Below are 26,341 nucleotides of genomic sequence, written 5' to 3'. Positions count from 1 at the left end.
CCCCCTAAATTAATAAAATGATCAGTAATAATCCTGAAAAGAACCCTAAACTCTTTACCATCTTTTCATATTTTGCTTGGCTTTGAATGGCGTCTGCTTCTTCTCTTTCGAGGTGGGAAAGAGTTAGCATAATATGTTTCTGCTGGGAAAAGCGATCGTGCCGACCGAGGGTTTCCCCGAATTGTTTCATAATTTCAAATTCACCTTGTTTAAATGCTGTTTGATTCCAAATCTCCTTTAAGCTGTCTCCCCAAGCGTCTTTAACCGTTGTTTCTGTATCAGTTAATCTCTTTGCAAATCCTTCAAAAAAAGAAGACAATGGCTGAGAAAGTTGTGCAGCCAATCTTCTCGCCGCTTCATGCAAGGGTGTATGACCATACATAATTTCTGCTTCAAGTGATTGCAGGGCAGATTTTAACTGCCTGAGCTGCCTCGGGCGCTCGCTTAAATGTTTGGCAGCTTCAAACCCCGTCCAAGTGGTAGCGAGTATAATAAAAATGGCGCCAATTATCTTAACCATTTACATCACTCTCACTTTTTGACTCAGTTCTTTTCCGCTTCCATCCAAAATATGTGTAATGGTTCCTGGTCCTTGTGATCTGCTGAGTACAATAAATCGTTGAAATATGTTCTGCTCAATAATGGATTTTAATGAAGGTCTGTTCTTTACCTCATCTAAGCTTGCTCCATGTGTGGTCATAATTAGTTTGATGCCTGCGTGGACAGCTTCTTGAATAGCATCTGCGTCCTCAATTCGACCAATTTCATCGACAACTAACACATCCGGACTCATGGAACGAATCATCATCATCATCCCCTCTGCTTTTGGGCAGGCATCTAACACATCTAGACGATGACCGAACGACATTTGCGGAATGCCATTAACACACCCGGCAATTTCTGAACGTTCATCCACGATCCCTACCTTATATGCGTGGATTCCTCTTTCATGATTTCCGGTTGAAATGATTCTGGCAATATCACGTAAAAGCGTCGTTTTCCCTGTTTGGGGAGGACCGACAATCATTGTATGCATCCAGGAATCATTGAATATAAAGGGAGTAATCGTCTCTGCTATTCCTAACTTCTCTTTGGCAATCCGGATATTAAAAGAAGCAATATCCCTTAACGCTTTTACCTTTCCTTCTTCAAGAATCACCTTTCCTGCAAGTCCAATCCGATGACCTCCTGAAACAGTTATATACCCTCGCTTCAACTCTTCCTCAAGCGTATAGATGGAGAATTGGCTGATTTTATTCATTAGATGGAACGCATCTTCTTGCTGAATGATGTACGAGAGAAATCTCGGAGCTCCTTTCATCGTGATTTCTATAGGTCGTCCGATGCGAATCCGGATTTCTTCCAATTCTGCTTTTTGATTAGGAGGGATTTTACTGATTAGATCGGCAATGTTTTTTGGTAAGAATTTTATGATCGTTTCCACATTTTTTCCTCCTTTGTTGCTTGTCTCATTATTTAAAATGTATGCCCTTTGATAAGCAATATGACTTTGAAAATTTCAATTCTTTTAAAATACTCTTATATTCTATTTTTTTGAGAGGGTTACTAGAACCAGGAATACTTCATTTGGCTCAGCGTATTTTATTTAGTAAAGGATTTTTTATAAGGGGGGAAAGACCATGAAGATTCAGAACCCTGGATACCTTATTACCGAGAGCCAACAGAACAACATAATAAAAGTAAGAGGGGAAGGAGAAATCGCCGTTCAGCCAGATACAGTCTCTGTTAATCTCGGTATTGTGACTGATAGTAAAGAATTAATTGACGCACAGCAGCAGAATTCAATGGCTGCAAACAAGATAATTGATACTCTCATTAGGTCGGGGATTATTAAAAATCACATACAGACCTTTGATTATCGAATTGAACCAGAATACGACTATAATCAAGGAACACAAATATTTCGTGGATATAAAATTACACATATTTTGCAGGTGAAGATAGAGGACTTAACGAATATTGGTAATGTTGTAGATACTGCTGTTCAAAACGGCGCCAACTATGTTGCTAATGTTCAATTTACAACTAGTCACAAAGAATATTATTATCAACATGCTCTTACAACCGCTTTAAACAATGCCAACAACAAAGCGAGGACCATAGCCAATACCCTAAGGGTGACACTCAATCCGACCCCCATACTCGTGATAGAAAACGGCGACATAATCCAGCCCTATGAAAGCCAGCAACTTACATTTGCTAAAATCACGAGCAATACACAAATTCAACCAGGACAACTGATCGTCAAAGCAAGTGTATCAGCAGAATATAAATATATTTCCATTGGTGGATAAAAAAAGGATTGAATCACTCGAAAAGTGATTCAATCCTCTTTTATCATTATTGGTCATACTTTTTTACCATTGCATATAATTGAGCAGAAGTAACAGGACCATTGTAATGCTCTCTTATGACTCCTTTTCTATCAATGATAAAGGTTTCTGGCTGGCCGGTAACATTATACTTTTTGGCAACTTTAGAATTGTAGTCAAATACATAAACAGCAGGTGTATTATATTTTTTTAAGAATTTTTTAACTCGTTCCTTTGTTTCACCCTTGTTAATCATGATTAATCGGTATTGATCACCATAATCTTTTGCGAATGCTTCTAGCTCTGGAGCTTCATCCACACACGGTTTACACCATGAAGCAAAATAATTCAGGATGATAATTTCACCTTTGTAATCAGAAAGCTTCGTATTTGTTCCATCTAAGTTTGGCAGTTCGAAATTATAGGCTTGATCCCCTACATCAGTATTGTCACCTTTGCTAGCCAAACTATATCCAAAAAATCCAAACATTCCAATTAATAGAAACAACACGAGTAAGTTAATGACTCGTCTGCTCATTCTGTTTTCCTCCTGACAGAAATAAGTAGTTTTATAGAAATGGCCTGTTCTGTGTAAACAGGCCATTTTCTATTTCTACCTATCTAATTGTTTTAAAAACTCAATATCTTTTTTAAGACTATTATGACGTTTTCCAATCAGAAGCATGTAACCAAAAATAATTACCCAAACGACTGAATATGCTGCGTACATGAATCCCATGATTAATTCCTCCTAGTTTTCTAATCTTTCTCGTAATTTTTCTTTGTAGTGACCCACTTTTATTCTCATATTTTCAAATGATACTCCCTTATGAAGAATATATGCATAAAGGAAGGTAAATGCAGTAATCGTAACCAACAAAGCAACAAGCATACTAGGTGCTATCCCTCCGCCTTGTTGAGAAGGTCCATCTCCAAAAACAATTGGATGGAATTTTGATTGCCACCAGCGAATCGCAAAAAATACAATTGGAACATCTGCAAACCCTATAATTCCGAATACTGCAGCAAGTCTTGCTTTTTTATCCCAAACGCCATCCATCTGGCGAACCATTAGATAAGCCATAAAGAGGAAAAAGAGAATCAATGTTGTAGTTAACCGTGGTTCCCATGCCCACCATGTATTCCAGGAAGATTTCGCCCAGATTGGACCTGTAGTTAGAACGATAGCTGTAAACACTACCCCTATTTCTGCCGATACATAGGCATATGTGTCAAAAATTCGTTTACGCTTTACTAAAAACAGGATACTAAAGACAAATGTTACAAAAAATGCTAAAAATGCTACCCAGGCTGAGGGAACATGCATATAAAATATCTTTTGTACGGCACCCATTGTTTTTTCAATTTCGGCATACATGAAAATAAAGTAGAATGCCGCTAACATTGAAACTACCATACCACCATATAATAGTTTGGTTATCACAGAACTTCTAACGGGGGCCAAATCTACCATTGGAAGTTGCGCCTTTTCTCTTTCAAGATTCATACTCATCTCTTAAACCTCCAGAACATACTCAATTAATAAAAAACATAGAACAAAGAAAATTACATCATAGGCAGTTACCAATTGCAGCCAGGCAAAGGCAGTCGGTAATTTCTCCATATTCGTTAGTATGATTTTTGTTGCTTGCGTAACACCAATCAAGACAGGACTGGTCATTGGGAATAGCAAAAGCGGTAATAACATTTCACTACTCTTCGAATTGGAAGCAAGTGCTGCCAAAAATGTTCCAATCGCAATGAATCCAAAACTACCGACAAATAATACTAAAATGAAATAGAGAATGCTGCCGGTGATTTTAAAATCAAATAAGAGAAAGAGAAAAGGAATGGATACAAGCTCTACAACTAATATCATTGAAAAGTTTGCCAGGAATTTACCTAAGTAAATGCTAGAAGCATCCATAGGTGCAACCAGCAGACCATGCATCGTGTCATTTCGCTGCTCTGATACTAATGAGCGATTTAGTCCTAATATTCCTGAAAATACTATGATAATCCAGACAGCACCGGGAATAACTGCTTTTGTAGTATTATTTGCTGGATCGAAAGCAAAGCTTAGTACTAAGATGACTAATCCTGCAAAAATAATCATGGTTCCCAAAACTTGCTTTGTTCTTAATTCTGAATAGATATCTTTTTTTGCGATAGTGAGGGCTGTTCTTAACATCAAGAAACCCCCTCTACTAGTACCTGATATTTTTCAGAAACTAAATTTAGTGATTTATTATTTATTTTAAAATCATCCGCAATCTTGCCATTTTTCACGATAATAATTCGATCACAAATTGCAGCAGCTTGCTTGAAATCATGGGTTACCATTAATGTGGTACATCCTTTTTCTTTCATAGAAAGGATGACATTGTTTAATATGGAAATGGCACCTTGATCCAACCCGGTATGTGGTTCGTCTAGCAGCATAATTTTGGGTTCATGAATGATGGCTCTCGCAATCGCTATCCTTTGAATCATTCCGCGCGAAAAATTCTTTACAGGTTCATTAATAAAGAATGATAAGCCTACCTCATTTACAAGATTCCTTGCTCTCTTTTCAACATCCTTGACACCATATAAGTCACCAAAAAAAACTAAGTTTTCTAATGGCGTGTAGTGATCATATAACAAGCTGGAATGAGGCAAGTAACCAAACAATTTCTTTACTTCAATATGATCCTTTTTTAAATCCAATCCGTTAATCTTCACAAGGCCAGATGTAGGCTTGATTAATGTTGCGAGTACTTTAAGCAGTGTACTTTTACCTGCACCATTTGGACCAAGTATTGCAACTGTTTCACCTTGAGTAATGGATAGGTCAATACCTCGCAGGATTAACTTATTGTCGGCTTGCTTCGTAAGCTTTTTTATTTCAATCATCAAGTATCCCTCGCATTCCGACTGTTACTCTACAAATTGGCGTAAATTTATTTTCACTTGCACTAAATGCTGTTTGTATGCAGCCAATTTAGCTTGATAGTCCTCTTCTGTCATATTTCCATCACCGAAGTTTTCTTCTAACTCAATAATTTTATCCAAAATTGCTTTTTGCTTCGCCATAAGGTTTTTAAAAGCTGATTCTTCTTTATCTGCTCCAAGCCTCTTTTCTTCCGCCATTGCCTTCATCCTGAAATAGGCAAAATAGGACAATGCTGCAATAATAATTGCACCTATAACAATTAAGAAAACATGTGGATCCCAGCTGTGCAATGGTGATTGTGACCACATTCGAAGGTGGCCGGGATTATGGAAGGCTGGTGCTGTTTTCGTTACATTCCCTTTTGTTGCACTTGCTCCTTGATCTGTGGACGCTTGTGTTTCACTAGGTGATGGTTGTTTCTCTTTGTCATAAACCATGGTAAAGGATTGTTGGGCTTGAATGCCTTCAACACTGTACCCTTGATAATTCTGATCATCCATTTTGAACAGACCTTGATTTGTTGCTGTAACATTCTTAAATTCAATGCTTCCCATTCCCTCTGGAACAAGAATTTGCATCATTTGAACAGGGTAGTCAAAGCTTAAATTAATTTCTTTGCCTTTTGCGATTCTATAGCTATATGGTAAAACTACTGTCTGATTTGCTGGAATAGGATCGGTAGTGATAAATCCCGTATCCACCTGCTTTTGAGCCATTTTGTTATCTAAAAAGGTAAATCCTATTGCTCCTGTTGGGATAGTGACATTCAAAACTGCTTCACCTGTGCCGTCACCTTTAAATTCCTCTGCTGTTGTATTGGTGTAATTCACCATGTTCATCATATTGGTTGAACCATCTTCTGCAGGGCTAACGACGAGGTAATGCATATCAACAGATATCGCTGATTCTGCAGCTGCCATTCCGTGGATAGGAATAAGCAGCAGCAGCCCGAGGAGGAAAAAGGTGATTTTTTTTATCACTTTCCTTCCCCCTTTTTATTTTGATAACTCTTCATTGAAGCCTCGATTTCACTTTCTATTTCAGCCATTAAATCCTTGTCAACAGCCAGAGATGTCATTTGCTCTTCTTCATCCTTCATTATGCTGACAACTTGTACTTCATATTGTTTCTTCAGATTTTTATAATCTGCGTGGGAGATTTTATCCATTTTGTATTCAAACTCTAGTTCATTTAGAGTGGATAAAAGCATTTCTTTGTTTGAGGCAGTATCCTGACCCAAGTTCGCGAAACTTAAATATGAATCCCAAGAAAAGAAAGGAGCTAGAACGAGAAATAAACAAATGAGCACAAGCGCAGCTGTGAATATCATTGAAATGATCGAAATTTCTTGCATTATGTTCACATCCTAAAGGTACTTTTTGCGTTCTTCTTCAATCATTGATGAGAGGATTTCATCTTCCACTTCATCCTTATCACTTTCGTTGTCTGGAGTCTGTACTTCTGTTCCTTTTTTCTTCACCCATTTACGAATGATGAAGAATATCGCCACCCCTGCAAGTATTAAAACTACAAAAGGCATTACCCAAGCAACTAAACTGAATCCACTTTTTTCTGGGGCAGTTAAAATTTCTTCTCCATAAATATTAACGTAGTATTCACGAATTTTTTCCTTATTCCAGCCCTTGTTCATCATTTCAACAATGTCTTCCTTAAAGCCAACAGTGAGATTACAAGTCTTAGGGTCACATTCAAAATGATCTTGACCACAGCCGCATGTACACATGAATTGTGAAGCTACTGCTTCAAATTCCTTAGATTTATAGTCAAACTCTTTCGCTTGTACTTGGATGATAGAAGCCTGAAAAATAAATGCAATCAAAAGGAGTCCAATATAAATTTTACGTTTCATATTAAGACACCTCTTTGCGTACTCCTGTGTACCGTGGAGTAATATTTTGATATTTTCCATTCCAAACAGCAAATAGGGAGCCAATAACAATCATGAAGGATCCAATCCAAAGCCAAGTAATCATCGGGTTAATTTTTACAATAAAAGTGGCCTTTCCATCGTCTTCCCAATCACTCAAAACAACGTATAAGTCTTCTTTTAATGATGAGATTAAACCAACTTCTGATGAAGGCTGATCCCAGTTTCCGTAAAATACTTTTTCAGGCATAATACTTCCAATTCGTTTACCATTCTTAAACACCGTCATTTCCGCATAAACGATGTCATTAATACCTTCTCTCTTTTGATCAAGGCGTTCGTAGTTAATTCGATAATCCTTCAGTTCAATGGAATCACCTAAATTCACTGTCTTCATCGTTTGTACGTCATAGTTTTGTGAGCCGATAATTCCCATTGCGATAAACGCAATACCGATATGAACAATATACCCACCATATCTCCGACGGTTTTTGGTCATTAAGCGATATAGGGATAGATACACTTTTTCATTTGTCATTTTTCTCCGTGCTTTGACACCACGGTAAAACTCAAGAAAGTGTGTGATAAATAGTAGCACGATAACGCCGAATCCAATTACAGCCCAGGCTTTTTGCATACCAAGTACGACCATTAAAGCCATTGCAACAACTGCAAGGATTGCTGGTAGTAAGAAATTTTTCTTTAAATTCTTTAAGGATGATCTTTGCCATGCAAGTAATGGACATACAGCCATTACAAACATCATTGATAATAAAATTGGCGCTTGAACCGTATTAAAAAATGGCATACCTACTGTTACTTTTGTACCACGAACCGCTTCTGATACTAACGGGAAAACTGTTCCCCAGAATACACCAAACGCTGCTCCCACCAACAATAGATTATTAATTAAGAAGCTGCTTTCCTTTGATATATAAGAATTGAATTCTCCTGCGCTTCGCTTTAAGAGACTGTAACGACTCATTAACACATAGAGGGCTCCAATTACAGCTACACCCATGAAAATAAGGAAATATAATCCTAGGTTTGAATTAGCAAATGCATGAACGGAGGTTAGGACACCGCTTCGAACAAGGAACGTTCCGAACAATGTTAAGGCATAAGAAGTAATGATTAAGCTTATATTCCAAATCTTCAACATGTTTTTTCGTTCCTGAATCATGACGGAGTGCAAGAACGCAGTTGCCGTTAACCAAGGCATAAAGGACGCATTTTCAACTGGATCCCAAGCCCAGTAACCACCCCAGCCTAGCTCAACATAAGCCCATTGACCGCCAAAAATATTTCCGAGACTCAAAAACAACCAAGCTATTATCGTCCAGCGTCTAGTCATTTTAATCCAGAAATCATCAACATTTTTCAATATAAGTGCTGCCATGGCAAAAGCGAATGGAATAGCTAGTCCTACATAACCCAGGTAAAGCGTAACTGGATGGATAATCATGCCTGGATTTTGCAGCATTGGGTTTAAACCATGACCTTCAATTGGAACTTGGTCTAGCAGGACGAATGGTTTTGCAACAAACCCAAGTATTAAAAAGAAGAATACGATATTTCCTAATAGAATAGCGGAAATATAAGGGACCATCGGATTTCCTCTCATTTTTCTTGAGAAGGCAATCATTACAGTGTAAAGAACTAAGAAGAAAGTCCACAATAACAAGGATCCTGAGTTTCCAGCCCATAATGCTGTAAGCTTATATATGATTGGCAGCTCACTGCTCGTATAATCAGTAACATATTCATATTGAAATTGAGAGGTTGCTAGTAAGTAGAATAAAGAAAGCATAGCCATTGAAGCACAAACTAAGATTGCAATTACTCCACCTTTACCACTATTAATTAATTTTTGATTCTTGGTACTAATCCCCAATGTGATGATGAGGAGTGAGTAGATTGCAAGCGCTAAGCCCACATAAATTGTTGCGTTAGCAAATAAGTACATATCGTCACCTTCTTATTATTTTGCCGTATCTGGTTCTGTTGGTGGCTGATCTAATAATTTTTTGTGTGCCTCAGGATCATAGTTTTCAACATCTTCACCCTCATATTTTGAAGGACATCTTGTTTTAACCGTTTCTGCAACAAACGTATCTTTCTTTGTTGGTGAGCCCTGCAGAATAACAATTACACCTTCAGAGAAATTATCAGGTCTTGTGCCGTTATGAATGACATGCATTAAATTACCATCGTTATCCTTTAAATCAAACTTTAACTCAATTTTATCTGGGTTCCATTTAATAGATTCTTCTATTAATAGACCCTCAACAGTTACAAAATCATCTTTATGTTTTTCTTGATTGGTCAAAAGCTCCTTCATGGTTAATTCAATACCACTTGATCCTGGTGTGGCTGCCATAAGCAAGAATACAATAGCTCCGGCAATAATAAATCCACCTAACATTACAATCGTGTTTTTTTTCAACCCATTCACCCCATTAAATTAATTTTTTCATTTCCTCATCATATGTTTCTTGATCAATTTTTCCATTTAGGAGTTTCTTACGTAATTCTTTTTTGTCGTCATCACTGATAGCTTTAATTTCCTTTTTTACCGTCTGCTTTTTCGGGTGGTGTTTTGGTGCTTGGGAACTAGATGTTTTAGGTGCAGAATATGATTTTCCTTTTAATCCTAAGTAAACAAACAAACCAGCAATGACGATTGCGATACCAATTACGATAGCACCGCCAATACCAATAATTGGTCGATCACCTGCTGATCCCCCGGTTCCAGTTCCACCTGAGCCCCCGGAAATTTGATCTGTGGCAGTTCCATTAACACTAGTGTGGTTTTCATCATTAGGCGGTTGTTTCTCATTAATAGCATCTAAGGTTGATTTAAAACCATCCTTTTGATAGGAGAAAGTATATTTATAGCTTTCACCAGCTTTTACATTTTTGTATTGATAGTAGAATAGCTCTTCATCATATTCACTTTTTGTATTGTTTGGTGCCTTAGGCTCTAAGGTAATCTCTTTTGCCTCCATTGGGGCATAAAAGATTACGTCCAGTGTTCCAATCTCAGTTGGGTTGCTATATTCGTATGTAAAACTTCTTTTGTCCTTTACTTCTACAGCACTGGTATAGTACTCCACTACAAATCGATACGTTTCATTACTCTTAATTGCTTTAGAAGGTTTCCATGATATGATTCCCTTTTCCTTATCAACATCGAATGGTCGTTGCACTTCTGGCTTATTGTCTTCAGGAAATTCAGCAACTAAGTAAGCTTGGAAGCCTATTTCACCAGCGGGAACAGCTATTTCAACTTTGCCGTCAAAATCCTGGCCACTTTTGTTTGTGAAGGTTCCGTATTGTCCTATAAGTAATGATGGTGTGTCTTTTGGCCAATTTTCAGGGTAGTCAAACTCTGGCATTACTTGGATTTGCATCTCAGTATACGGAAACTTTTCTGGCTGAAAGGTTGTTTCGGCATATGCATTTGGAACGATAAAACTAACGATAAATGACGTGATAACAATTAAAGCCAAAAACTTATTTTTAAGCATATTGATCCTCCTTGAGCTCCTATAAAAAACTATTTTTCACTATAGCCCTCTTTGAAATAAATATAATATTTATCATCTATGTATAGCTGCTACACTTTTGAACATTTTGTAAAAGGAGGTCAAACGTTACGTTTTCGTCAATAATTCACCACAAAATGTTCACATTTACTTTTAGCTCATAGAGATTTCCGTGTTTTTTTTGTATTCCATCTAGTACTATAAACCCTAACCTATATACCTAGTTGACTTGAAAATGAACGTTTTGTTAAATCCGCACCAATTTCACTTTTTCATTGATTAATTTCTGGGATCGAACAATACGAAAAACCCTGAATCCGAAGATTCAGGGTTTTATATTTAATGAATTTCCTGTGTACACACATGGATGTCATTGTTCTATTGTAATGACCCCAATTTAACTTGGTGACATACTAACCTGTAGTAACCTAGAGTACATTTCCTCATTCAGGCTAAGTATTTCATTAACATAAACATTAAACCGCTAAAAAAAAATATGATTCCAAAGAAAATAGCAATTCCATGGGATGTATTTCTCTTTTGAAGTTTTTTGTACTCTTTAAATGAAATTTCTCCCTTTGCAAATTTTACACCAATAGGATTCGGTTCGACAAAATAAACAGTACCTTCTTGACTTTCTAAGACAACTTGAGAAATAAGCGCTGATTCAGAAGGCGACCCAAGATTGTTACCTCCTGAATAAACTACTTTAATAAATTTGTATATTGAATCTTTCTTTATCTTTTCACTCATCTCGTAAGCTTGTTGTTCGATAAAATTATTTGAAGAACACAAATTCATCACCTCAATTTTGTAGATTAAAGGTGAAACATTTTCCTATAACCTAATAATTTTCCCTAGACCAACTTTTATTTAAATTATATGATAATCTTCTTATTTTGACTACAATAAACAAATCATTATTTAAAATAAAACCACAATTATAAAAAAGAAGAACCGCAGTGGTTCCTCTTCATTCTTAATGGCTGAATTCTATCTATTTAGAAATTTGTATAATAATTAATTAAACTCTGTGACTCATAGGCAGGGAGAATAAGTAAATATTCGTAACTGCAAGTGCTATCATAAGAATATAATACGGCAGCATAGCCTTGAAAGATGATTTCTTACCCATTCTGTACGTTACATAAACTGTTCCAATTAATCCAATTACAATAATGGCATATTGAATCATCTGAACGGTTGGAGTAGATGCCAAACTCAAACTTCCTGGATTTGATTCTACTCCAAATAATCCAATGGAGTTGTACCAGATCGCCTTTCCTTCGGTGAAGATATGGAAAAGGTTATGACCTAAATGTCCGGCAAGGTCTAATGGAATAATCGCATAGCCAAAACGGGTAAAGTTCTTTTTCACTGTTCCTTCCATGCCGAAGAAAGAGGCAATTTTTGCAGTTCCTAATAATAATAGAATTGGTAATGCCATGGCAATGATAAAAGCAACAGTAAAGTTTACTACGTAGCTATCCGTTCTGGAAACAGTTCCAATTGCATTCAATATTGCCTGCCACGGTTCAAGCATCGTAATGTTCTGAACGAACACAATACCCATAATAACAGCTGCCAAGGAAGCATGTTCAAGCTTGGGATTCTTTAAGCCCCATAGTTCCTTTGTTGGAATTCTTGTTTCAATTTTGATTGAATCATTTGGACAGTTTTTCACGCAATTCCCGCAAATATTACATTCCGCACTAGATTCCATTGTACGAGGAAATTGGAACATTGGACATCCTTCAACCTTCTCTGTTCCTTTGTAGCAGGATTGAACTTTACAGGTTTTACAAATATCAGGAGTTGCCTGTACTTTAACTGCTCCTGAGCGTGCATAGTTTCCTGCCAATCCGCCGAGGAAACATAGCGTCTTACAGAAGGTTCTTCTTTCATAGAAAACAGATGTTGCTACAACCATTGTAACTAGTAGAAGTAATAGGTACCCTGAGCCTCTTGGCGATTCTACAATTCCCCATACGTGATCACTATATGTTATAGCAATAAAGAATAAATCAATAAGCCATATTCCATATTTTTTTAGAAACTTTGGCATGGGCCGCTTGCTGCCGACAAACTTCCGAACAATATCACTTAACTTGCCAAATGGGCAAATCGCACACCAGAATCGACCGGCTACTAAAAATAGAATTGGTATTACCGGCCACCATAATACCCATGTCATCGTTGTTCCAAAGTTCTTACTTGGATTGACCGTTCCCATTACCAATTCAAACACAATTACTGAAAAGACAAAGATGACCATCCATTGAAAGATTCCAGGATACCATTTACTTTTTACAAAACTCTTAACCCACGGAATGGATAAAAGATCAAATGGTTCCTTATCTGGTTTTAATTTTCCCTCAGGCATTGCCATAATTAAATCCCCTTCCTTCTAAACCATTTATTCCAGACACCAATTAGGATAAATGATAGATTTACCGCTCCATATGTTCCTAATATCTTATAGTTAGGCGGTGTCTCCTCTACAGGTCCATGGTGATCATCACCTTGCGCTCCATCTTCATGTGCTCCTTCCTTTGCGGAATGAGCTCCTGCTTTTTCACCATGCACGTCTTCCTCTTCATCGTGAGCTATACCAGCATCAGAATGGGCGTCTGCTGCATCGGAATGTGCCTCTTCCGCTTCAGTGTGCATATCAGCTTCTTCTGGATTGGCTTCAGCCTCTTTTGAATGACTAGCTGCTTCTTCTGAATGCTCCCCTGACTCCTCTGTATGCATATCCGCCTCATCTGAATGAGTTGCAGTTTCTCCACTGTGTCCCTCTTGTTCACTAGTCCCTTCTTTGAACTTTTCTGTTGCTTGTTTTACGCTGTCGCCATGTCCCTCGTCTGCCATTACAGATAGATTAAAAGAGAAAATAAATGCTAAAACAAATAAAGCTATAAATCTCTTTTTCAATATTTACACCTCCAAAAAGTTTATTACCAATAAAACAATTCGTTTAATTACTACTATAATTTAATCGGTATATTTGCAGTTTTTATGCATTTTTAATGGAGATAATATGGCACAACCCTTTTTTTCTTTATTTGTTCATACTTCTGTAAAAAACAACTATAAAATAGTTTAAATCTTCATTAAATCAACAAGAAATTTCCACTCTTTCTGCAAATTTCTGATATATGATGAAGGTGATAAAAGAAAGGAGCTGTCAAAATATGAAAAAATGGGCAGTAGGAATATTAAGTTCTGCTTTAATTCTTGGGGCAGGAACAGTTGTATTTGCAGCAGGAACCAACAACTCTGGAGAAGGTAAAACATTTGAAAAAATGCTTCCGTTTATGCATGAAATGCATCCAGATTCTTCAAAAGAGGATTTGCAAGAAATGTACAATGCATGCCATAAAGATGGGGGAATGATGGAAGGAACAAATCAAGAGAGAATGCAAAGTGAAAGTATGATGAACCGATTTTAATAGTTAAGGTGAACCTTTAAATAGGTTTGGTATCAAGATGGGAAAACGAGGATTATATTGTTTAAACTTCCCTAGGTAACTATAAAAGTAGGAAAAATGCCTAATGGTGTCAGCATTATGCCTTAAAATTCATATCCTATGTGAAACCCCAGCTTTTAAATAGCAAGGGTTTCACACGTCTTCTTAATTAATTAACAAACTATTATCTATCCGTTTTAAAAATTTAAAGAAGGCTTCTCGTTTTTTCCCCTCTTTTGCATAGAGGTCAATGATATTCTCAATTACGGAATACAATTCCTCCGGGGTTAAATGTTCTGCCAGCATAGTGCCTACTTGCGCATCATTTCCCTTCGCTTTACCACCTGCATATACGTTATAATGGTCCCTTACTTTCATCACACCGATATCACTTAACATCGGCTCTCCGCAGCCAACGGGACAGCCTGTATAGGCAACCCTCAGTGTAAACGGAACAGCCTTACCAGCAATACGCCGGTTTAATTCCTTGGCAACCGGCATTCCTTCTTCTTCCTCCCCCTTACAAAAGTTACAGGTTCTTAAGCTCTTAACAAAATTCCCAACAGGATAACATGCCAATCCTACACTTTTGAATTCCTCTATTATTTCCGCCTGTTTGTCATCAGGTATTTCTATATAAATCTGTTGAAAGGTTGTTACCTCTATTTCATCATCTTCATTTAAATATTTTGCGATAGTTACTAACTGTTTTGGTTTCAACTTTGCTCCGAAACCTATACCGCCATTAACGGCAATCTTTATTTTCTTGCCTTCAGCAGCCATAAATTTTCCTCTCCCCTATCATTTCTCTATACATGAATATTTTAACATGCCTTTATCTATCACTAAGAAAAAAAGAGCTTATTCCATAAAAGGAAAAGCTCTACGAAAGAAATATTATTTAGCTGGAGATAATTCACTTTCCGTTACCCATTTATGGTTTTTAACTTTTTCTCCATCAGTAGTGGTGAAATCAACCATATACACGGTTGTTGCCTCTGCAGAATCAATTTCAGCAGTCGCGCCATCCATACCTTCCATGTGTTCCGCATTTATTTTAACTTCTGATCCAGGTTTGAATGGTTCGTCACCCGCGCCCTGAATTTCCTCGTGAATCACCCATTTGTGGTTTTCTACTCTTTCTCCGCCATTTGTAGGAGTATACGATATTGTATAAACAGTGGTGTCATACGCACCCACAATCGTTGCCTCAGCACCCTTCATACCTTTCATGTGATCTGATTCAATAATTGCTTTACTGCCGACTTCATATTTTGGATTTTCAGCTGCCATTAGGCCATCAGGAACTTCACTTGATCCTGAGTGATTCATATTAGAGTGAGCATCATGTGTGCTTTCGGTTGAATTAGTATCTTTTGTTTTTTCTCCAGTTTCATTATTTCCATTTGAGCATGCAGCTAAAGCTAAAAACAGAGCTACGAATAACAATAATAAAACTGGTTTTTTCATTATTTTCTTGTCCATTTAAATAACTACTCCTTTTTTTATGATTTAATCAATTTATAGGTTAGCACAAATATGTGCAGAAATTATGGAGTTAGACTAAGTACTATTTTCACAATTTTTTAAAGAATATCCTTTAATCTGCAAACATTCTTCATATTTTTCCTTTAATATTATGATATAAACTGTGTTAAAGGTGGTGGAAGTATGAAGACCATTTTACTTGTGGATGATGAAACCCGCATGCTCGACCTTTTAGGTCTATATTTAAAACCCCATGGATTTAAATGTATAAAGGTGCAATCTGGTAAAGAGGCAATAGCTTATTTAAAAGCAGATCAAATTGACATCGTGATCCTTGATGTTATGATGCCCGAAATGGATGGCTGGACTACATGCAAAAAAATGAGGGAATTTTCAAATGTTCCGATTATTATGCTTACTGCAAGAACTGAGACTGTCGACGTCATTAAAGGATTAAATTTTGGAGCAGATGATTATGTAACCAAACCTTTCAACGAAAATGAATTATTAGCAAGGATTGAAGCATTGTTAAGAAGAACAAGTAATTTGATAGAGAAACAACTTGTTTTTAAAGGTTTAGAGTGGAAGGAAGAATCTGTCGAATTAAAATATCAAAACCTAACTATTCAAGTAACTCCTAAGGAATTTTCTTTAATTGGATTGTTTTTAAAAAATCCTCAAAAAGTCTTTTCACGAGACCATTTATTGTCCACCATATGGGGTTTAAACTCACATATTGATGATCGAACAGTAGATTCCCATATAAGAAATTTACGAGAAAAATTGCGAACGGCCGGATTTCCAGTTGATAACCATCTATTTACTGTATGGGGCGTCGGATATAAGTGGATTTCAGAGGATCCTGAAAGATAAGTTAGACATAAGAAAAATCGTTTCCAATAGGAAGCGATTTTGTCATTCGAATGATGATTATATATCGTTATTAAGACCAAGAGGTGGTTACGTTGAAGATTTCAATAAAATTAGGGTTATGGTTGTCTTTATGCATATTGTTAATCGAAATGGTTTCAATGACTTTTTTACATAGGAATTTGGTACACACCAGGGTTCACCAGGAATTTGATTCACTTCTAGCAAAAGGGAACAGTCACCGTTCAGTATTAGAAATGAAATCTGACCCCCACACACTAAGTCATATAAGTTTAATGGGATCACAATCTGATTCCAAGGTGGTGGTGACTAATACAAAGGGTGAGATACTTATTACTTCTGGCAAGCTTAATAGGAGCATAAAGGACATATTGAGTATACCTATTTCTACCACTCCCCTCCCTAGAAAAGGAAAAATCATTCAAGATGACTGGAAAAAGGAACAGTATATAGCCACAGTTACAGCATTTAATAAGAAGGGTAAGAAATTCGGTTATATTTATATGTTCAAAAACACAGATGATGTTCAAAAGCTCATTTCCCAGCTAAATAAACATATCTTTGTAGCGTCATTTTTAATCCTTTTCTCGATTCTAATTTTTATTTTCTTTTTATCAAAAGCGTTAACGAAACCTCTAATTACCATGAAAGAAGCAACAAAGAAATTAAGTAAAGGTGATTTTTCTGTCACTCTTCCAAAACCTTCTAATGATGAATTAGGAGAGCTTTCACATTCCATCCAAACACTTGCAAATGATTTAAATTATTTAAAACAAGAAAGAAACGAATTTTTAGCTAGTATTTCTCACGAACTTCGTACCCCATTGACCTATATTAATGGATATGCAGATATTGCTAGACGAAAGAACCTAGATGAACAGGATAGAGTACAGTACCTAGATATTATCCAGGAAGAATCCCAGCGTGTCAGCAGTTTACTTAAAGAGTTATTTAATCTGGCAAAATTGGACCAAAATACATTTTCTATAAACAAAGAAAAAGTTAATTTAAGTAATTTTTTCCGCTCTATTTATGAACGAGTCTTGCCTGCCTTTAAAAATAAAGGAATAGATTTAGTGTTAGACTGTCCTAATAACATATTTATTGATATTGACCCGATTCGATTTGAACAAGTTTTAATTAACTTATTAGATAACAGTCTTAAATACTCAAATGAAACTAGTACTACGTTTATTAAGGGATCTGAACTGAACGGAGTTGTTCAAATTACGATAAAGGACCAGGGAATAGGAATTCCACCAGCGGACCTTCCGCATATATTTGACCGCCTATATAGAGTAGATAAATCACGCTCAAGAGCAACAGGTGGATTTGGCCTTGGCTTAGCTATTGTAAATCAACTAGTGGAGGCACACGGAGGAGAAATTACGGTTAAAAGTCAAGTTGGAGAAGGAACATGTTTTACTATTATTATTAAACAATGAAAAGTAAAAGAACCTTGAGACCAATTTATTGGTTTCAAGGTTCAAGATAGTCATTATTAGTATTTTCTTTTGGTTTAAGTGTGCGAATATAACTAACAATATCCGTTATTTCATCTAGTTTAAGCTGTCTTACTCCGTCAAGACCTTTTAATGTTGGAGCCATCCTTGTATCCTCACGTCCGTAAGCAGTAGCAATCCAAATTTGCTTGTCCGTGGTATATTTCAAGTATTGAGGATTTGAAAGAGCAGTCCCCATTTTCACTTTACCTGCACCAGCTTCACCGTGACAATTAATGCAATAAACATTATAGAGTTTTTCGCCGTTAACAACATCACCGGAAATGGTCTTTGGAACATCGAACTCGATTTCCTTAGACTGCCAATTCCTTACAAAGGCAACAACATTTTTTAACTCCTCATCCGACAATCTTGGACCGTAGCTAGGCATTGCTGTACCTTCTCTGCCAAATTTAACACTATTAAAAATATCCTTGTCACTTACAGTATTTAAATAGTTTTGATTATTTATAGCGGTACCAGCATTTTTTCCTTCACCCTTGCCACTTTCGCCATGACAAATCAGGCATTGCTTGTTATAAATCTTCTCACCCGCAGCAATAGCTGCAGCATTTTTACTGCTAAAAATATCACTATTTACAATACTAATAATTATCCCAATTATAATGATAATGTAGAGACCATACAAAACTTTTTTCATACGTTATCCCTTACTTAGGTTCTGGCGTTGGAGTTGGCTCTCCATAATCCTGATATTTTGTTGTGATTAAGTCATATATTTTCTGTGGGCTTTTGCCGCTAAGATTCATTTCTACCGCCTCCCGGGCGATATCTATACAGACGTCTCAGGCTATACCCATAGAATCCCATTGTTGAACAGCATTTCCTTCTCCAAATTGGTCAATAAAGCAATCTAGATTGCTCTTATGGCCATCAGAAGCAAAACAGCCGCAATAACAAGGAACACCTGCGACTACTTCCGGATAGTTCGATACCATCGCATACGTTTCTTGAACTAAATCAGAAGAATTTAGAACATAATCTGGAAATGGCTCATGCTTTTTATCTAGTGTTACATTCATATCTTTGGCACTGCTGCAGGCTGCTAATAGCAGAGCGATAGCTGTGCAGAAAAACAAGAGAGAGAGAAGTTTTTTCATTATCTGTGTCACCCCTTTGCAACTATTATGTAATTCTATCTTTATTTTAGCAAAAACCTCTCCTTGCAATAGGAAGCAATTATTACTATTTAGTGAAGTTTTCACAATATGTGTGATAATAACAATATAAATAGAAAAACCTTAGGCCGGGTATTACGGCCTAAGGTTTTTATTACGCGCGGGACACGTAAGAAGCTTCTGTTGTGTTAATAATTAATTTATCACCTTGATTGACGAAGAATGGAACTTGAACATTAAGTCCAGTTTCAAGAGTAGCTGACTTGGTACCGCCTGAAGAAGTGTCACCTTTAATTCCTGGCTCTGTTTCAGTAACTTCTAGTACAACTGTATTTGGCAATTCCACACCAAGTGTTTCATGACCGTACATCATGATATGAACTTCCATGTTTTCTTTTAAAAACTTTAATTCATATTCAATATTGTTTGCAGGAAGTTCTACTTGTTCGTAAGATTCCATGTCCATGAATACATGCTGATCACCGCTGGCATATAGATATTGCATTTTACGGTTATCAATTTGTGCTTTTTCAACTTTTTCACCAGCACGGAATGTTTTCTCTTGGATTGCTCCATTACGAAGATTACGAAGCTTTGAACGAACAAATGCCGCGCCTTTCCCTGGTTTTACGTGTTGGAAATCAAGAACGCGCCAAAGCCCGCCATCCACTTCAATTGTTAGACCTGTTTTAAAGTCATTAACAGAAATACTCATTGTTTTATCCTCCTATGTCTATTACAAAATAATAAGTTCTTTTGTAGAATGAGTAAAAGCTTCGTTATGGTCCTTTGTAATGAGAGTATCATCTTCAATCCGAACCCCGCCAAGTCCTGGCAAGTAGATACCTGGCTCGACCGTTACAATCATGCCTGGTTCAAGAACAAGATCCGAACGGAAAGAAAGAGCCGGCCCTTCATGGACCTCAAGTCCAATTCCGTGACCAGTAGAATGCCCAAAATAATCTCCATAACCTTTTTCCGTTATGTAATCTCTTGTTAGTGCATCTGCTTCTTTTCCTGTCATTCCAGGTTTAATACCCGCCATTCCCCTTAATTGGGCTTCTAGAACGATGTCATATATTTCTTTAAGCTTCGCCTCAGGTTCACCTACTGCCACTGTTCTAGTGATATCTGATACATAGCCGTCATAATAAGCACCAAAGTCTAAGGTTACAAAATCTCCTTTTTCAATCACCTTATCACTTGCAACTCCATGTGGAAGAGCAGAGCGATATCCAGAGGCAACAATGATATCGAAGGAAGAAGAAGTTGCGCCTGCCTTTCTCATAAAGAACTCTAATTCATTGGATACTTCAAGCTCCGTTTTTCCTGGTTGAATAAAATCCAATATATGCTTAAACGCAGCATCGGCAATATCTGCAGCTACCTTTAATATCTTAATCTCTGCTTGTGTCTTAATCAAGCGTAATTTTTCAATAACACCTGAAACAGGAACAAGTTCTGCTTCGAGTTCTTTTTCATAAGCTTTATAAGTAGAAAATGTTAAATGATCTTCTTCAAAACCAAGCTTTTTTATACCTAGGTTTTTAGCTTGCTTCGCTACTTCTTCCACAAGCGTTCCAGTCATTTTGACAACTTCATACCCTTCACATTGGTTTGAAGCCTGTTCAACATATCGGAAATCAGTAATAAATTGCGCCTCGGAAGCACTAATGAGTACTACCCCAGCTGAACCAGTAAAGTTTGTCATATATCGACGGTTAAATTGACTTGTAATTAAAAAACCATCAATGCCGTGTGTAGAAAAACTTGATCTTAATTTATCTATCTTTTCCATCGTCTCCCACTCCCCGTATGTAATCCAGTAACAAATTAATTTCTTATTGTACTAATATCAAAAATTATTTTATCACACCTTAGTCTATAAAGACTAATAATGCGTTAAGAGGCTGTCTCATTTTCTTCCATATGATTAATTGTAAATTCATAGTTAATCGAATAGCCAATAAATAATCCATAGACAAGATATAAGCATATAGTGGTAATAACTGTATTGCGACTTAACTCTAAAAATGGTTTTATCCCTGGAAAGATTGGATTTAATACCAAGTACACCAACAAAAAAAGTATAATACCATATCCTAAGCCTAGCCATATTCCATTAAATTTTTTTAAGGCCAGAGAATATACAAATGCTGCACCAACAGAAAGAATCCCAAGTAAAATAATTGAAATGACAGTTCCAAGCCATTCATTTTTCCAGTTCCCCAACGCCCATGGTCCTAATATTACATTTGGACGAATTTCAGTGAAATTTAAGTAGTATGCTAAAAAACCGATTGTCCCCCAAAATAGACCTCCAAATAATCCCGTCCAGAATACTACGGCAGTAAAAGACATTGGTTTTGGATAATTTGATTTTTTTGAACTATTAGCCATAATAATCTACCCCCTTAAAATCTGTTTTTTCACTTAAAAAATCTTCATACAGCAGATTTCCATTATATTATGCCCTTTCATTGCCATTCACTTGCATTAATTAAACATTTTAATTGGAAATCTTATGTCATCCTAGAGGTTTTTTCATGATTGAAGTAGAATAAAATTAAGTACATATTAATTTTCCAAAGTATGAAATAAGTGGTCCATATCTCCGGTCTTACTCCTAAAGAACTATCGGAGAGTGTATTAAATAAATGTTAAAAATAGAAAAAATGTCTAAACATTATTATTTATGTGTTTAAAAAATTAAGAAAATGCTTATGATGCTTTTAGGGAGGTGGCTTTCTTGAAAAATCGGATTTCCGTTCCTTTGGTTGGCAGTGTTATTGTGTTAGGGATAATTGGCATTATTGGAACCTTTGCAGATGATCCTATCGGTTTTCTGAAGAATATCGCAGTGTTCGCATTAGTTGGTTTAGCTATTTATTTTGTTTTTAGGTTAATGCGCAGATCTACTCCTAGAAATAAAGAGCAGCAGGCCTTTATCAAAGCAGCAAAGAAGTCTAAAAAACGATTGCAGACTAAAGGTGGCGAACAGTCAACAAAAAGTACATCTTTTGGTTCACTTACTTCTTTAAAGAAAAGCAAGACTAAAAAGAAATCCCCTGTTCACTTAACAGTCATCGATGGCAAAAAAGGCAAAAAGAAAAATCGAGCGTCATTATAAACGCTCGACTTTTTTATTTGCTCCTTAGTAACACCAAGACTTAAAAAACTTTTTGGCAGCTTCTCTGCCTAATTCAAACAATTCCTGTTTCTTTGCGTCAGTAAGATGGAATTCTATTGACAGTGCCCCTTCAGAGGGAATAAAAATGATGTTTTGGGCATGCTTTCTAGATACATAACGGGAATCATGTGCATCCTTCATTGTTTCAAACAGTGCACCAAACAATTGAATAGCATTTTTAATTTTATGTTTTTCGTGTTCGTATTCGTCTGAACTTAATTTAATTCCAATTACTGGCCTTAACTTTTGTATATTTTCCCGGTCAAAAAGCCACATTGGAAAATTGCTTAATACTCCTCCATCAACGATAACATTTATTCCATCCATCGATTTTAATTTAACAGGCTCAAAAAAATACGGGATGCTGCAGCTCATTCTTACTGCTTTTGCGATTGAAAACGACTCCGGAGGGATACCATATTTAACCAAATCATCAGGGAGTACCATCAATCTTCCATTAGATAGGTCAGAAGCGATTATTCTTAAGCTTTGCGGCGGCAAATCCGAAAATGTTCTTATACCTTTTGCTGCTAATTTCTCGGCAATCCACTTTTCCAGCTCATTCCCTTTATATAAACCCAACTTCCAATAAACAAAAAGCCATTTAGCGAGTGGAAAAGGAATAATCATTTTTCTGGCGTCAAGAAACTTGGTTAAATCCAGTTCATCAAGAAGTTGTTCCATCTCACCACTGCCATAGCCTGCTGCAATGAATGCAGCAACAATTGAACCTGCACTCGTTCCAGCAACCCTTTCAAATTGAAAACCCTTTTTTTCAATTTCTTGAATTGCACCAATGAGGGAAAATCCTTTAATCCCTCCTCCTGAAAAAACACCGTCAATTTTCATGGCAGCCACTCCTAAAGGTGTACTCATTATTACATCTTTAAGCGGTTTACCATCAAAATAGTACGGTGTACAAGCAAAAAAATTTTTTATGTGAAATATTCAATGGTTGCATTTGGAAAGTATTCGTTAATGTAACTGCGAATGGTCGTTTCTAATTCATTCGCCTCCTCAGTTTGATAGACGTATTTGCCTATTCCATAGCGGCCCCATTTATATTTACGCTTTTCCTCATCCATTTCAAGCTTGGTTTTTGGATACCTTTTTGCTATCACATTTTTTGCTGGCTTTGTAAAACGGTGTTGGATAAGTTCAAATGTTAATTCCGGTATTTCTATGCCTGCTAACTCGTCACTTAAACGTTCAAATAATTCTCGATAGCCTTCCTTCCAATCTTCATGTAAATAAATAGGCGCGACAATAAATCCTAAAGGGTATTTAGCCTTTGCAACCTTTCTTGCAGCTGCCAGACGATCTTCAAAGGAGGAGGTCCCTGGCTCAAAGTTCTTTATGACATAGCGAGAATTAACACTAAAACGAAATCTTGTTCTTCCATTGTGATTGGCATCGAGGAGATGATCGACATGATGGAATTTTGTTACAAATCTCAACAATCCAAACTCGGATTGTCCGATAAATTCGATTGTTTTCTTAAGTGAATGTGTTAAATGATCCAGGCCAACAATGTCCGAGGTACAAGCGGCTTCAAAGCGTGTAAACTCCGGCTTTCGCTCATCCATGTATTTCTGTGCCTGTTCAAAGATATCCTCTAGGTTTACATAAGTTCGGATATAAGGTTTGCTGCCGAGCGTCGTTTGCAAATAGCAATAATGACAATGCCCCATACAGCCAGTGGCCAAAGGAATAGCATATTCTGCAGAGGGCTTTGAGGTATCAAATTTCAACGTCTTTCTGATACCAACCACAAGAGTTGATTTTGCATTTCTATATTTTTGGAGTTCATTCTCTCCAGGTAAATCACGGATTTGGTTATGGGAAGTAGTCTCACGAATTTCAAGATTCAATTTCTCGAATTTCTCTTTTAGTTCCCTTCCAAGAGGATATTCTAATGCTTTTGGTTCAAAGTAGACTAATTGTGGCATAAAAGGTTCCAAATTGTTTTCCTCTTTTCAATCTTTTTTTATAGTATGGGCAATTTTTAATTATTAACATGGTTCATAATTTGTTTATATTTTGTCTACAAATTGTTCACTTTAGTACTCTCTTTCTTCACATCATCAACACAAGAATTCACTATACTTTACCTATTCATTAGTTAATTTTGATTAACAAGTAAAGGCAGGGAACTCTTATGAGCATAAAAAGAGAGAGCATAAAGGTGTATGAGATGACTTGTACATCCTGTGAGAAACGGGTTGAACGGACAGTAAAGAAACTAGATGGAGTAGTAAATGTAAAAGCAAGTTTTAGTGGTCAATTTGCGGATATTGAATATAATGATAAGCTATGCAGTATAAAAAAAATAAAAGCAGCTATTCAAAGTGTTGGCTATGCCACAGAAAAGTCTAACGACTATAAGTTTATTGGGATTTTAATCGCGGTAGCAGCCGTTGTGCTGCTTGGAGTAAATTCTGGGAACTATGATATGGAATCTCACCTTAATAATGCTTCTTATGCTGTATTATTTGTTGCAGGTGTCATTACTTCTATCCATTGTGTTGGAATGTGCGGAGGAATCATGCTTTCACAAAGTATTGGTAAAGAGAGCAAAAATAGGTTTGAAGCCATAAAACCAGCTCTTTTATATAATACTGGAAGAGTAGTTGCCTATACGATTCTGGGTGGTATCATTGGTGCCATTGGGTCAGTATTTGCTCTATCCCTTACGGCAAAAGCAGGATTACAGCTGTTTGCTGGTATTTTCATGATTATGATGGGATTTAATATGTCTGGGTTTAAGGCTTTTAGGAAATTCCAAATTAAATTACCTAATGTTGCCTGTAAAGCAATGAGCAAACCGAAAGCTCCGTTTTTTGTTGGGCTTCTGAATGGATTAATGCCATGCGGTCCCCTTCAAACTATGCAAATATTTGCGCTGGGGACAGGCAGTGCAGCTGCTGGTGCGTTATCGATGTTTATGTTTTCAATTGGTACTGTCCCCTTAATGATGACATTTGGAGCATTATCAGGGTTGTTGAGCAAAGGGTACACAAAAAAAATCCTTAAATTTAGCGGTGTGTTAATAATTATGCTTGGTCTTATTATGAGTAATAGAGGGCTTGCTCTGGCCGGCATGAATTTAAGCCCGATGGCCCTTATGTCAAGTATTGGTGCCTTCGGTGATGCAAGCGCCAACGCAGACCCCTCGAATGCAACTAAAGCAACCATACAAGATGGCGTTCAGGTATTGAATATGACCGCCAATGTCTATGGCTATACTCCAAAAACCCTTTATGTCCAAAAAGGAATGCCGCTTAAATGGGTTATAGAAGGAGAAGAGATTACCGGCTGTAATAATTCGATTGTTGTGCCAGACATGAACATTCAACAAAAGCTGCAAAGCGGTAATAACCTTATTGAATTCACACCTGGGGATGAAGATCTAAATTTTAGCTGTTGGATGGGAATGAAACGTGGAGTCATAAAGGTGGTAGATGATCTTGAAGGAATTAGCGCTTCAAGCAGTGACGGCGAAGGGCTTGATTCAGCTGTAACTGCCCCCCCTGCTGAACCTGTAAAGCCTAGTATCTACGGAAATGATTATAGTAAGGTAGGGACAGATCGATTAGTTAAAAAAGCTGATGTGGCTGTTAACGAGCAAACGATTATGATTAAAGGTACTGGTTATGAGTTTGAGCCATTAATCATGGTCGTGAATAAGGGAATACAGACAAAAATGACTTTAGATTTAACTGCCTTTGATAATGCTGAAGGTTACTTTATGATATTGAATTCATCAACCAAGCAAATAGTAACGGATTTTACGGGTACCAGAGGGATTAATAATATTGAATTCTCCATTAAATATAGTGGATCTTATGGCATTTTCTTGGATGAACAAGAATTGCTTGGAATCATTGAAGTTGTTGATGATATAAACACAGTTGACGTTGAAAAAATTAGAGCAAAATATATTCAGTAATGACAAAG

31 protein-coding genes are annotated in these 26,341 nt (G+C 36.8%); 6 read left to right on the top strand and 25 right to left on the bottom strand.

The window, feature by feature from the left end:
- Positions 1–4: 4 nt before the first annotated feature.
- Together spoIIIAB and spoIIIAA are read right to left on the bottom strand one after the other, a co-directional pair.
- Positions 5–520, bottom strand: a complete 516-nt coding sequence (spoIIIAB, locus tag ACN6MT_RS13295) for a stage III sporulation protein SpoIIIAB (protein WP_063251264.1) — start codon at positions 518–520, stop codon at positions 5–7.
- The gene (gene spoIIIAA / locus ACN6MT_RS13290) at positions 521–1,444 is read right to left on the bottom strand and encodes a stage III sporulation protein AA (RefSeq protein ID WP_063251265.1); all 924 of its coding nucleotides are present in this window, start codon (positions 1,442–1,444) and stop codon (positions 521–523) included.
- Between the two features lie 196 nt (positions 1,445–1,640).
- Between spoIIIAA and ACN6MT_RS13285 the strand changes: the two genes are divergently transcribed.
- Complete coding sequence (locus ACN6MT_RS13285) at positions 1,641–2,315, top strand: SIMPL domain-containing protein (RefSeq protein ID WP_419956176.1); 675 nt, start codon at positions 1,641–1,643, stop codon at positions 2,313–2,315.
- Between the two features lie 46 nt (positions 2,316–2,361).
- Here the strand turns inward: ACN6MT_RS13285 and ACN6MT_RS13280 are convergent, their stop codons facing one another.
- The 14 genes from ACN6MT_RS13280 to ACN6MT_RS13215 form a co-directional block, all read right to left on the bottom strand.
- A complete protein-coding gene (locus ACN6MT_RS13280; protein WP_419956175.1) occupies positions 2,362–2,871 on the bottom strand; it encodes a TlpA family protein disulfide reductase in 510 nt (169 codons plus the stop codon).
- Between the two features lie 75 nt (positions 2,872–2,946).
- Positions 2,947–3,072 (bottom strand): CcmD family protein, encoded by a 126-nt coding sequence (locus tag ACN6MT_RS13275; RefSeq protein WP_082799345.1) that lies wholly within the window; start codon positions 3,070–3,072, stop codon positions 2,947–2,949.
- Positions 3,073–3,084: 12 nt separating this feature from the next.
- Positions 3,085–3,846, bottom strand: a complete 762-nt coding sequence (locus tag ACN6MT_RS13270; RefSeq protein ID WP_419956174.1) for a cytochrome c biogenesis protein — start codon at positions 3,844–3,846, stop codon at positions 3,085–3,087.
- Between the two features lie 3 nt (positions 3,847–3,849).
- Positions 3,850–4,524 (bottom strand): heme exporter protein CcmB, encoded by a 675-nt coding sequence (locus tag ACN6MT_RS13265; protein WP_419956173.1) that lies wholly within the window; start codon positions 4,522–4,524, stop codon positions 3,850–3,852.
- A complete protein-coding gene (locus ACN6MT_RS13260; protein WP_419956172.1) occupies positions 4,524–5,228 on the bottom strand; it encodes an ABC transporter ATP-binding protein in 705 nt (234 codons plus the stop codon). Before ACN6MT_RS13260 ends, ACN6MT_RS13265 begins: the two co-directional genes overlap by 1 nt.
- A gap of 24 nt (positions 5,229–5,252) precedes the next feature.
- Complete coding sequence (locus ACN6MT_RS13255) at positions 5,253–6,248, bottom strand: hypothetical protein (protein ID WP_063251270.1); 996 nt, start codon at positions 6,246–6,248, stop codon at positions 5,253–5,255.
- Positions 6,245–6,622 carry a hypothetical protein gene (locus ACN6MT_RS13250; protein WP_419956171.1) on the bottom strand — a complete coding sequence of 126 codons (378 nt, stop codon included), beginning with the start codon at positions 6,620–6,622 and terminating at the stop codon, positions 6,245–6,247. Before ACN6MT_RS13250 ends, ACN6MT_RS13255 begins: the two co-directional genes overlap by 4 nt.
- A gap of 12 nt (positions 6,623–6,634) precedes the next feature.
- A complete protein-coding gene (locus ACN6MT_RS13245; protein ID WP_419956170.1) occupies positions 6,635–7,138 on the bottom strand; it encodes a cytochrome c-type biogenesis protein in 504 nt (167 codons plus the stop codon).
- 1 nt (position 7,139) lies between these two features.
- Positions 7,140–9,122: a heme lyase CcmF/NrfE family subunit gene (locus ACN6MT_RS13240; protein ID WP_419956169.1), complete on the bottom strand. Its 1,983-nt coding sequence runs from the start codon at positions 9,120–9,122 to the stop codon at positions 7,140–7,142.
- A 15-nt stretch (positions 9,123–9,137) separates the two neighbouring features.
- Positions 9,138–9,602, bottom strand: a complete 465-nt coding sequence (locus tag ACN6MT_RS13235) for a cytochrome c maturation protein CcmE (protein WP_419956168.1) — start codon at positions 9,600–9,602, stop codon at positions 9,138–9,140.
- A 13-nt stretch (positions 9,603–9,615) separates the two neighbouring features.
- Entirely contained in the window at positions 9,616–10,686 is a 1,071-nt protein-coding gene (locus ACN6MT_RS13230; RefSeq protein ID WP_419956167.1) for a hypothetical protein, read from the bottom strand.
- 465 nt (positions 10,687–11,151) lie between these two features.
- Positions 11,152–11,499, bottom strand: coding sequence for a hypothetical protein (locus tag ACN6MT_RS13225; protein WP_419956166.1), 348 nt, complete (start codon positions 11,497–11,499; stop codon positions 11,152–11,154).
- Positions 11,500–11,728: 229 nt separating this feature from the next.
- On the bottom strand, positions 11,729–13,093 hold the full coding sequence (locus ACN6MT_RS13220) for a 4Fe-4S binding protein (RefSeq protein WP_419956165.1): 1,365 nt from the start codon (positions 13,091–13,093) through the stop codon (positions 11,729–11,731).
- Positions 13,094–13,095: 2 nt separating this feature from the next.
- Positions 13,096–13,638 carry a hypothetical protein gene (locus tag ACN6MT_RS13215; protein WP_419956164.1) on the bottom strand — a complete coding sequence of 181 codons (543 nt, stop codon included), beginning with the start codon at positions 13,636–13,638 and terminating at the stop codon, positions 13,096–13,098.
- Positions 13,639–13,898: 260 nt separating this feature from the next.
- Between ACN6MT_RS13215 and ACN6MT_RS13210 the strand changes: the two genes are divergently transcribed.
- Positions 13,899–14,156 carry a hypothetical protein gene (locus tag ACN6MT_RS13210; protein WP_419956163.1) on the top strand — a complete coding sequence of 86 codons (258 nt, stop codon included), beginning with the start codon at positions 13,899–13,901 and terminating at the stop codon, positions 14,154–14,156.
- A 183-nt stretch (positions 14,157–14,339) separates the two neighbouring features.
- Here ACN6MT_RS13210 and ACN6MT_RS13205 read toward each other — a convergent pair whose 3' ends face one another.
- Positions 14,340–14,957, bottom strand: coding sequence for a nitrite reductase (locus ACN6MT_RS13205; RefSeq protein ID WP_419956162.1), 618 nt, complete (start codon positions 14,955–14,957; stop codon positions 14,340–14,342).
- A 114-nt stretch (positions 14,958–15,071) separates the two neighbouring features.
- A complete protein-coding gene (locus tag ACN6MT_RS13200) occupies positions 15,072–15,659 on the bottom strand; it encodes a YdhK family protein (RefSeq protein ID WP_419956161.1) in 588 nt (195 codons plus the stop codon).
- A 186-nt stretch (positions 15,660–15,845) separates the two neighbouring features.
- Here ACN6MT_RS13200 and ACN6MT_RS13195 point away from each other — a divergent pair, with 186 nt between their 5' ends.
- Positions 15,846–16,535, top strand: a complete 690-nt coding sequence (locus ACN6MT_RS13195; protein ID WP_419956160.1) for a response regulator transcription factor — start codon at positions 15,846–15,848, stop codon at positions 16,533–16,535.
- A gap of 389 nt (positions 16,536–16,924) precedes the next feature.
- Positions 16,925–17,998 carry an ATP-binding protein gene (locus tag ACN6MT_RS13190; RefSeq protein WP_419956159.1) on the top strand — a complete coding sequence of 358 codons (1,074 nt, stop codon included), beginning with the start codon at positions 16,925–16,927 and terminating at the stop codon, positions 17,996–17,998.
- Between the two features lie 34 nt (positions 17,999–18,032).
- Here ACN6MT_RS13190 and ACN6MT_RS13185 read toward each other — a convergent pair whose 3' ends face one another.
- The 5 genes from ACN6MT_RS13185 to ACN6MT_RS13165 form a co-directional block, all read right to left on the bottom strand.
- Positions 18,033–18,716: a c-type cytochrome gene (locus ACN6MT_RS13185; protein WP_419956158.1), complete on the bottom strand. Its 684-nt coding sequence runs from the start codon at positions 18,714–18,716 to the stop codon at positions 18,033–18,035.
- 10 nt (positions 18,717–18,726) lie between these two features.
- On the bottom strand, positions 18,727–19,176 hold the full coding sequence (locus tag ACN6MT_RS13180; RefSeq protein ID WP_419956157.1) for a PCYCGC motif-containing (lipo)protein: 450 nt from the start codon (positions 19,174–19,176) through the stop codon (positions 18,727–18,729).
- Between the two features lie 172 nt (positions 19,177–19,348).
- Entirely contained in the window at positions 19,349–19,909 is a 561-nt protein-coding gene (gene efp / locus ACN6MT_RS13175) for an elongation factor P (RefSeq protein ID WP_063251280.1), read from the bottom strand.
- A 21-nt stretch (positions 19,910–19,930) separates the two neighbouring features.
- Positions 19,931–20,992, bottom strand: coding sequence for a M24 family metallopeptidase (locus ACN6MT_RS13170; protein WP_419956156.1), 1,062 nt, complete (start codon positions 20,990–20,992; stop codon positions 19,931–19,933).
- Between the two features lie 104 nt (positions 20,993–21,096).
- Positions 21,097–21,594 (bottom strand): YqhR family membrane protein, encoded by a 498-nt coding sequence (locus tag ACN6MT_RS13165; RefSeq protein WP_063251282.1) that lies wholly within the window; start codon positions 21,592–21,594, stop codon positions 21,097–21,099.
- A gap of 340 nt (positions 21,595–21,934) precedes the next feature.
- Here ACN6MT_RS13165 and ACN6MT_RS13160 point away from each other — a divergent pair, with 340 nt between their 5' ends.
- Entirely contained in the window at positions 21,935–22,324 is a 390-nt protein-coding gene (locus ACN6MT_RS13160; RefSeq protein WP_419956155.1) for an SA1362 family protein, read from the top strand.
- Between the two features lie 24 nt (positions 22,325–22,348).
- Here ACN6MT_RS13160 and ACN6MT_RS13155 read toward each other — a convergent pair whose 3' ends face one another.
- A complete protein-coding gene (locus ACN6MT_RS13155; RefSeq protein WP_419956154.1) occupies positions 22,349–23,233 on the bottom strand; it encodes a patatin-like phospholipase family protein in 885 nt (294 codons plus the stop codon).
- A gap of 86 nt (positions 23,234–23,319) precedes the next feature.
- Complete coding sequence (gene splB, locus ACN6MT_RS13150; RefSeq protein ID WP_419956153.1) at positions 23,320–24,345, bottom strand: spore photoproduct lyase; 1,026 nt, start codon at positions 24,343–24,345, stop codon at positions 23,320–23,322.
- Positions 24,346–24,542: 197 nt separating this feature from the next.
- On the opposite strand from splB, the gene ACN6MT_RS13145 reads away from it, so the two are divergent.
- Positions 24,543–26,333 (top strand): sulfite exporter TauE/SafE family protein, encoded by a 1,791-nt coding sequence (locus ACN6MT_RS13145; protein WP_419956152.1) that lies wholly within the window; start codon positions 24,543–24,545, stop codon positions 26,331–26,333.
- Positions 26,334–26,341: the final 8 nt, after the last annotated feature.

The organism is Neobacillus niacini, from assembly GCF_048572935.1.
Classification (GTDB): domain Bacteria; phylum Bacillota; class Bacilli; order Bacillales; family Cytobacillaceae; genus Neobacillus; species Neobacillus niacini.
Note: the sequence above shows the minus strand (reverse complement) of the source record. Positions and strands in the feature narration are given on the sequence as shown.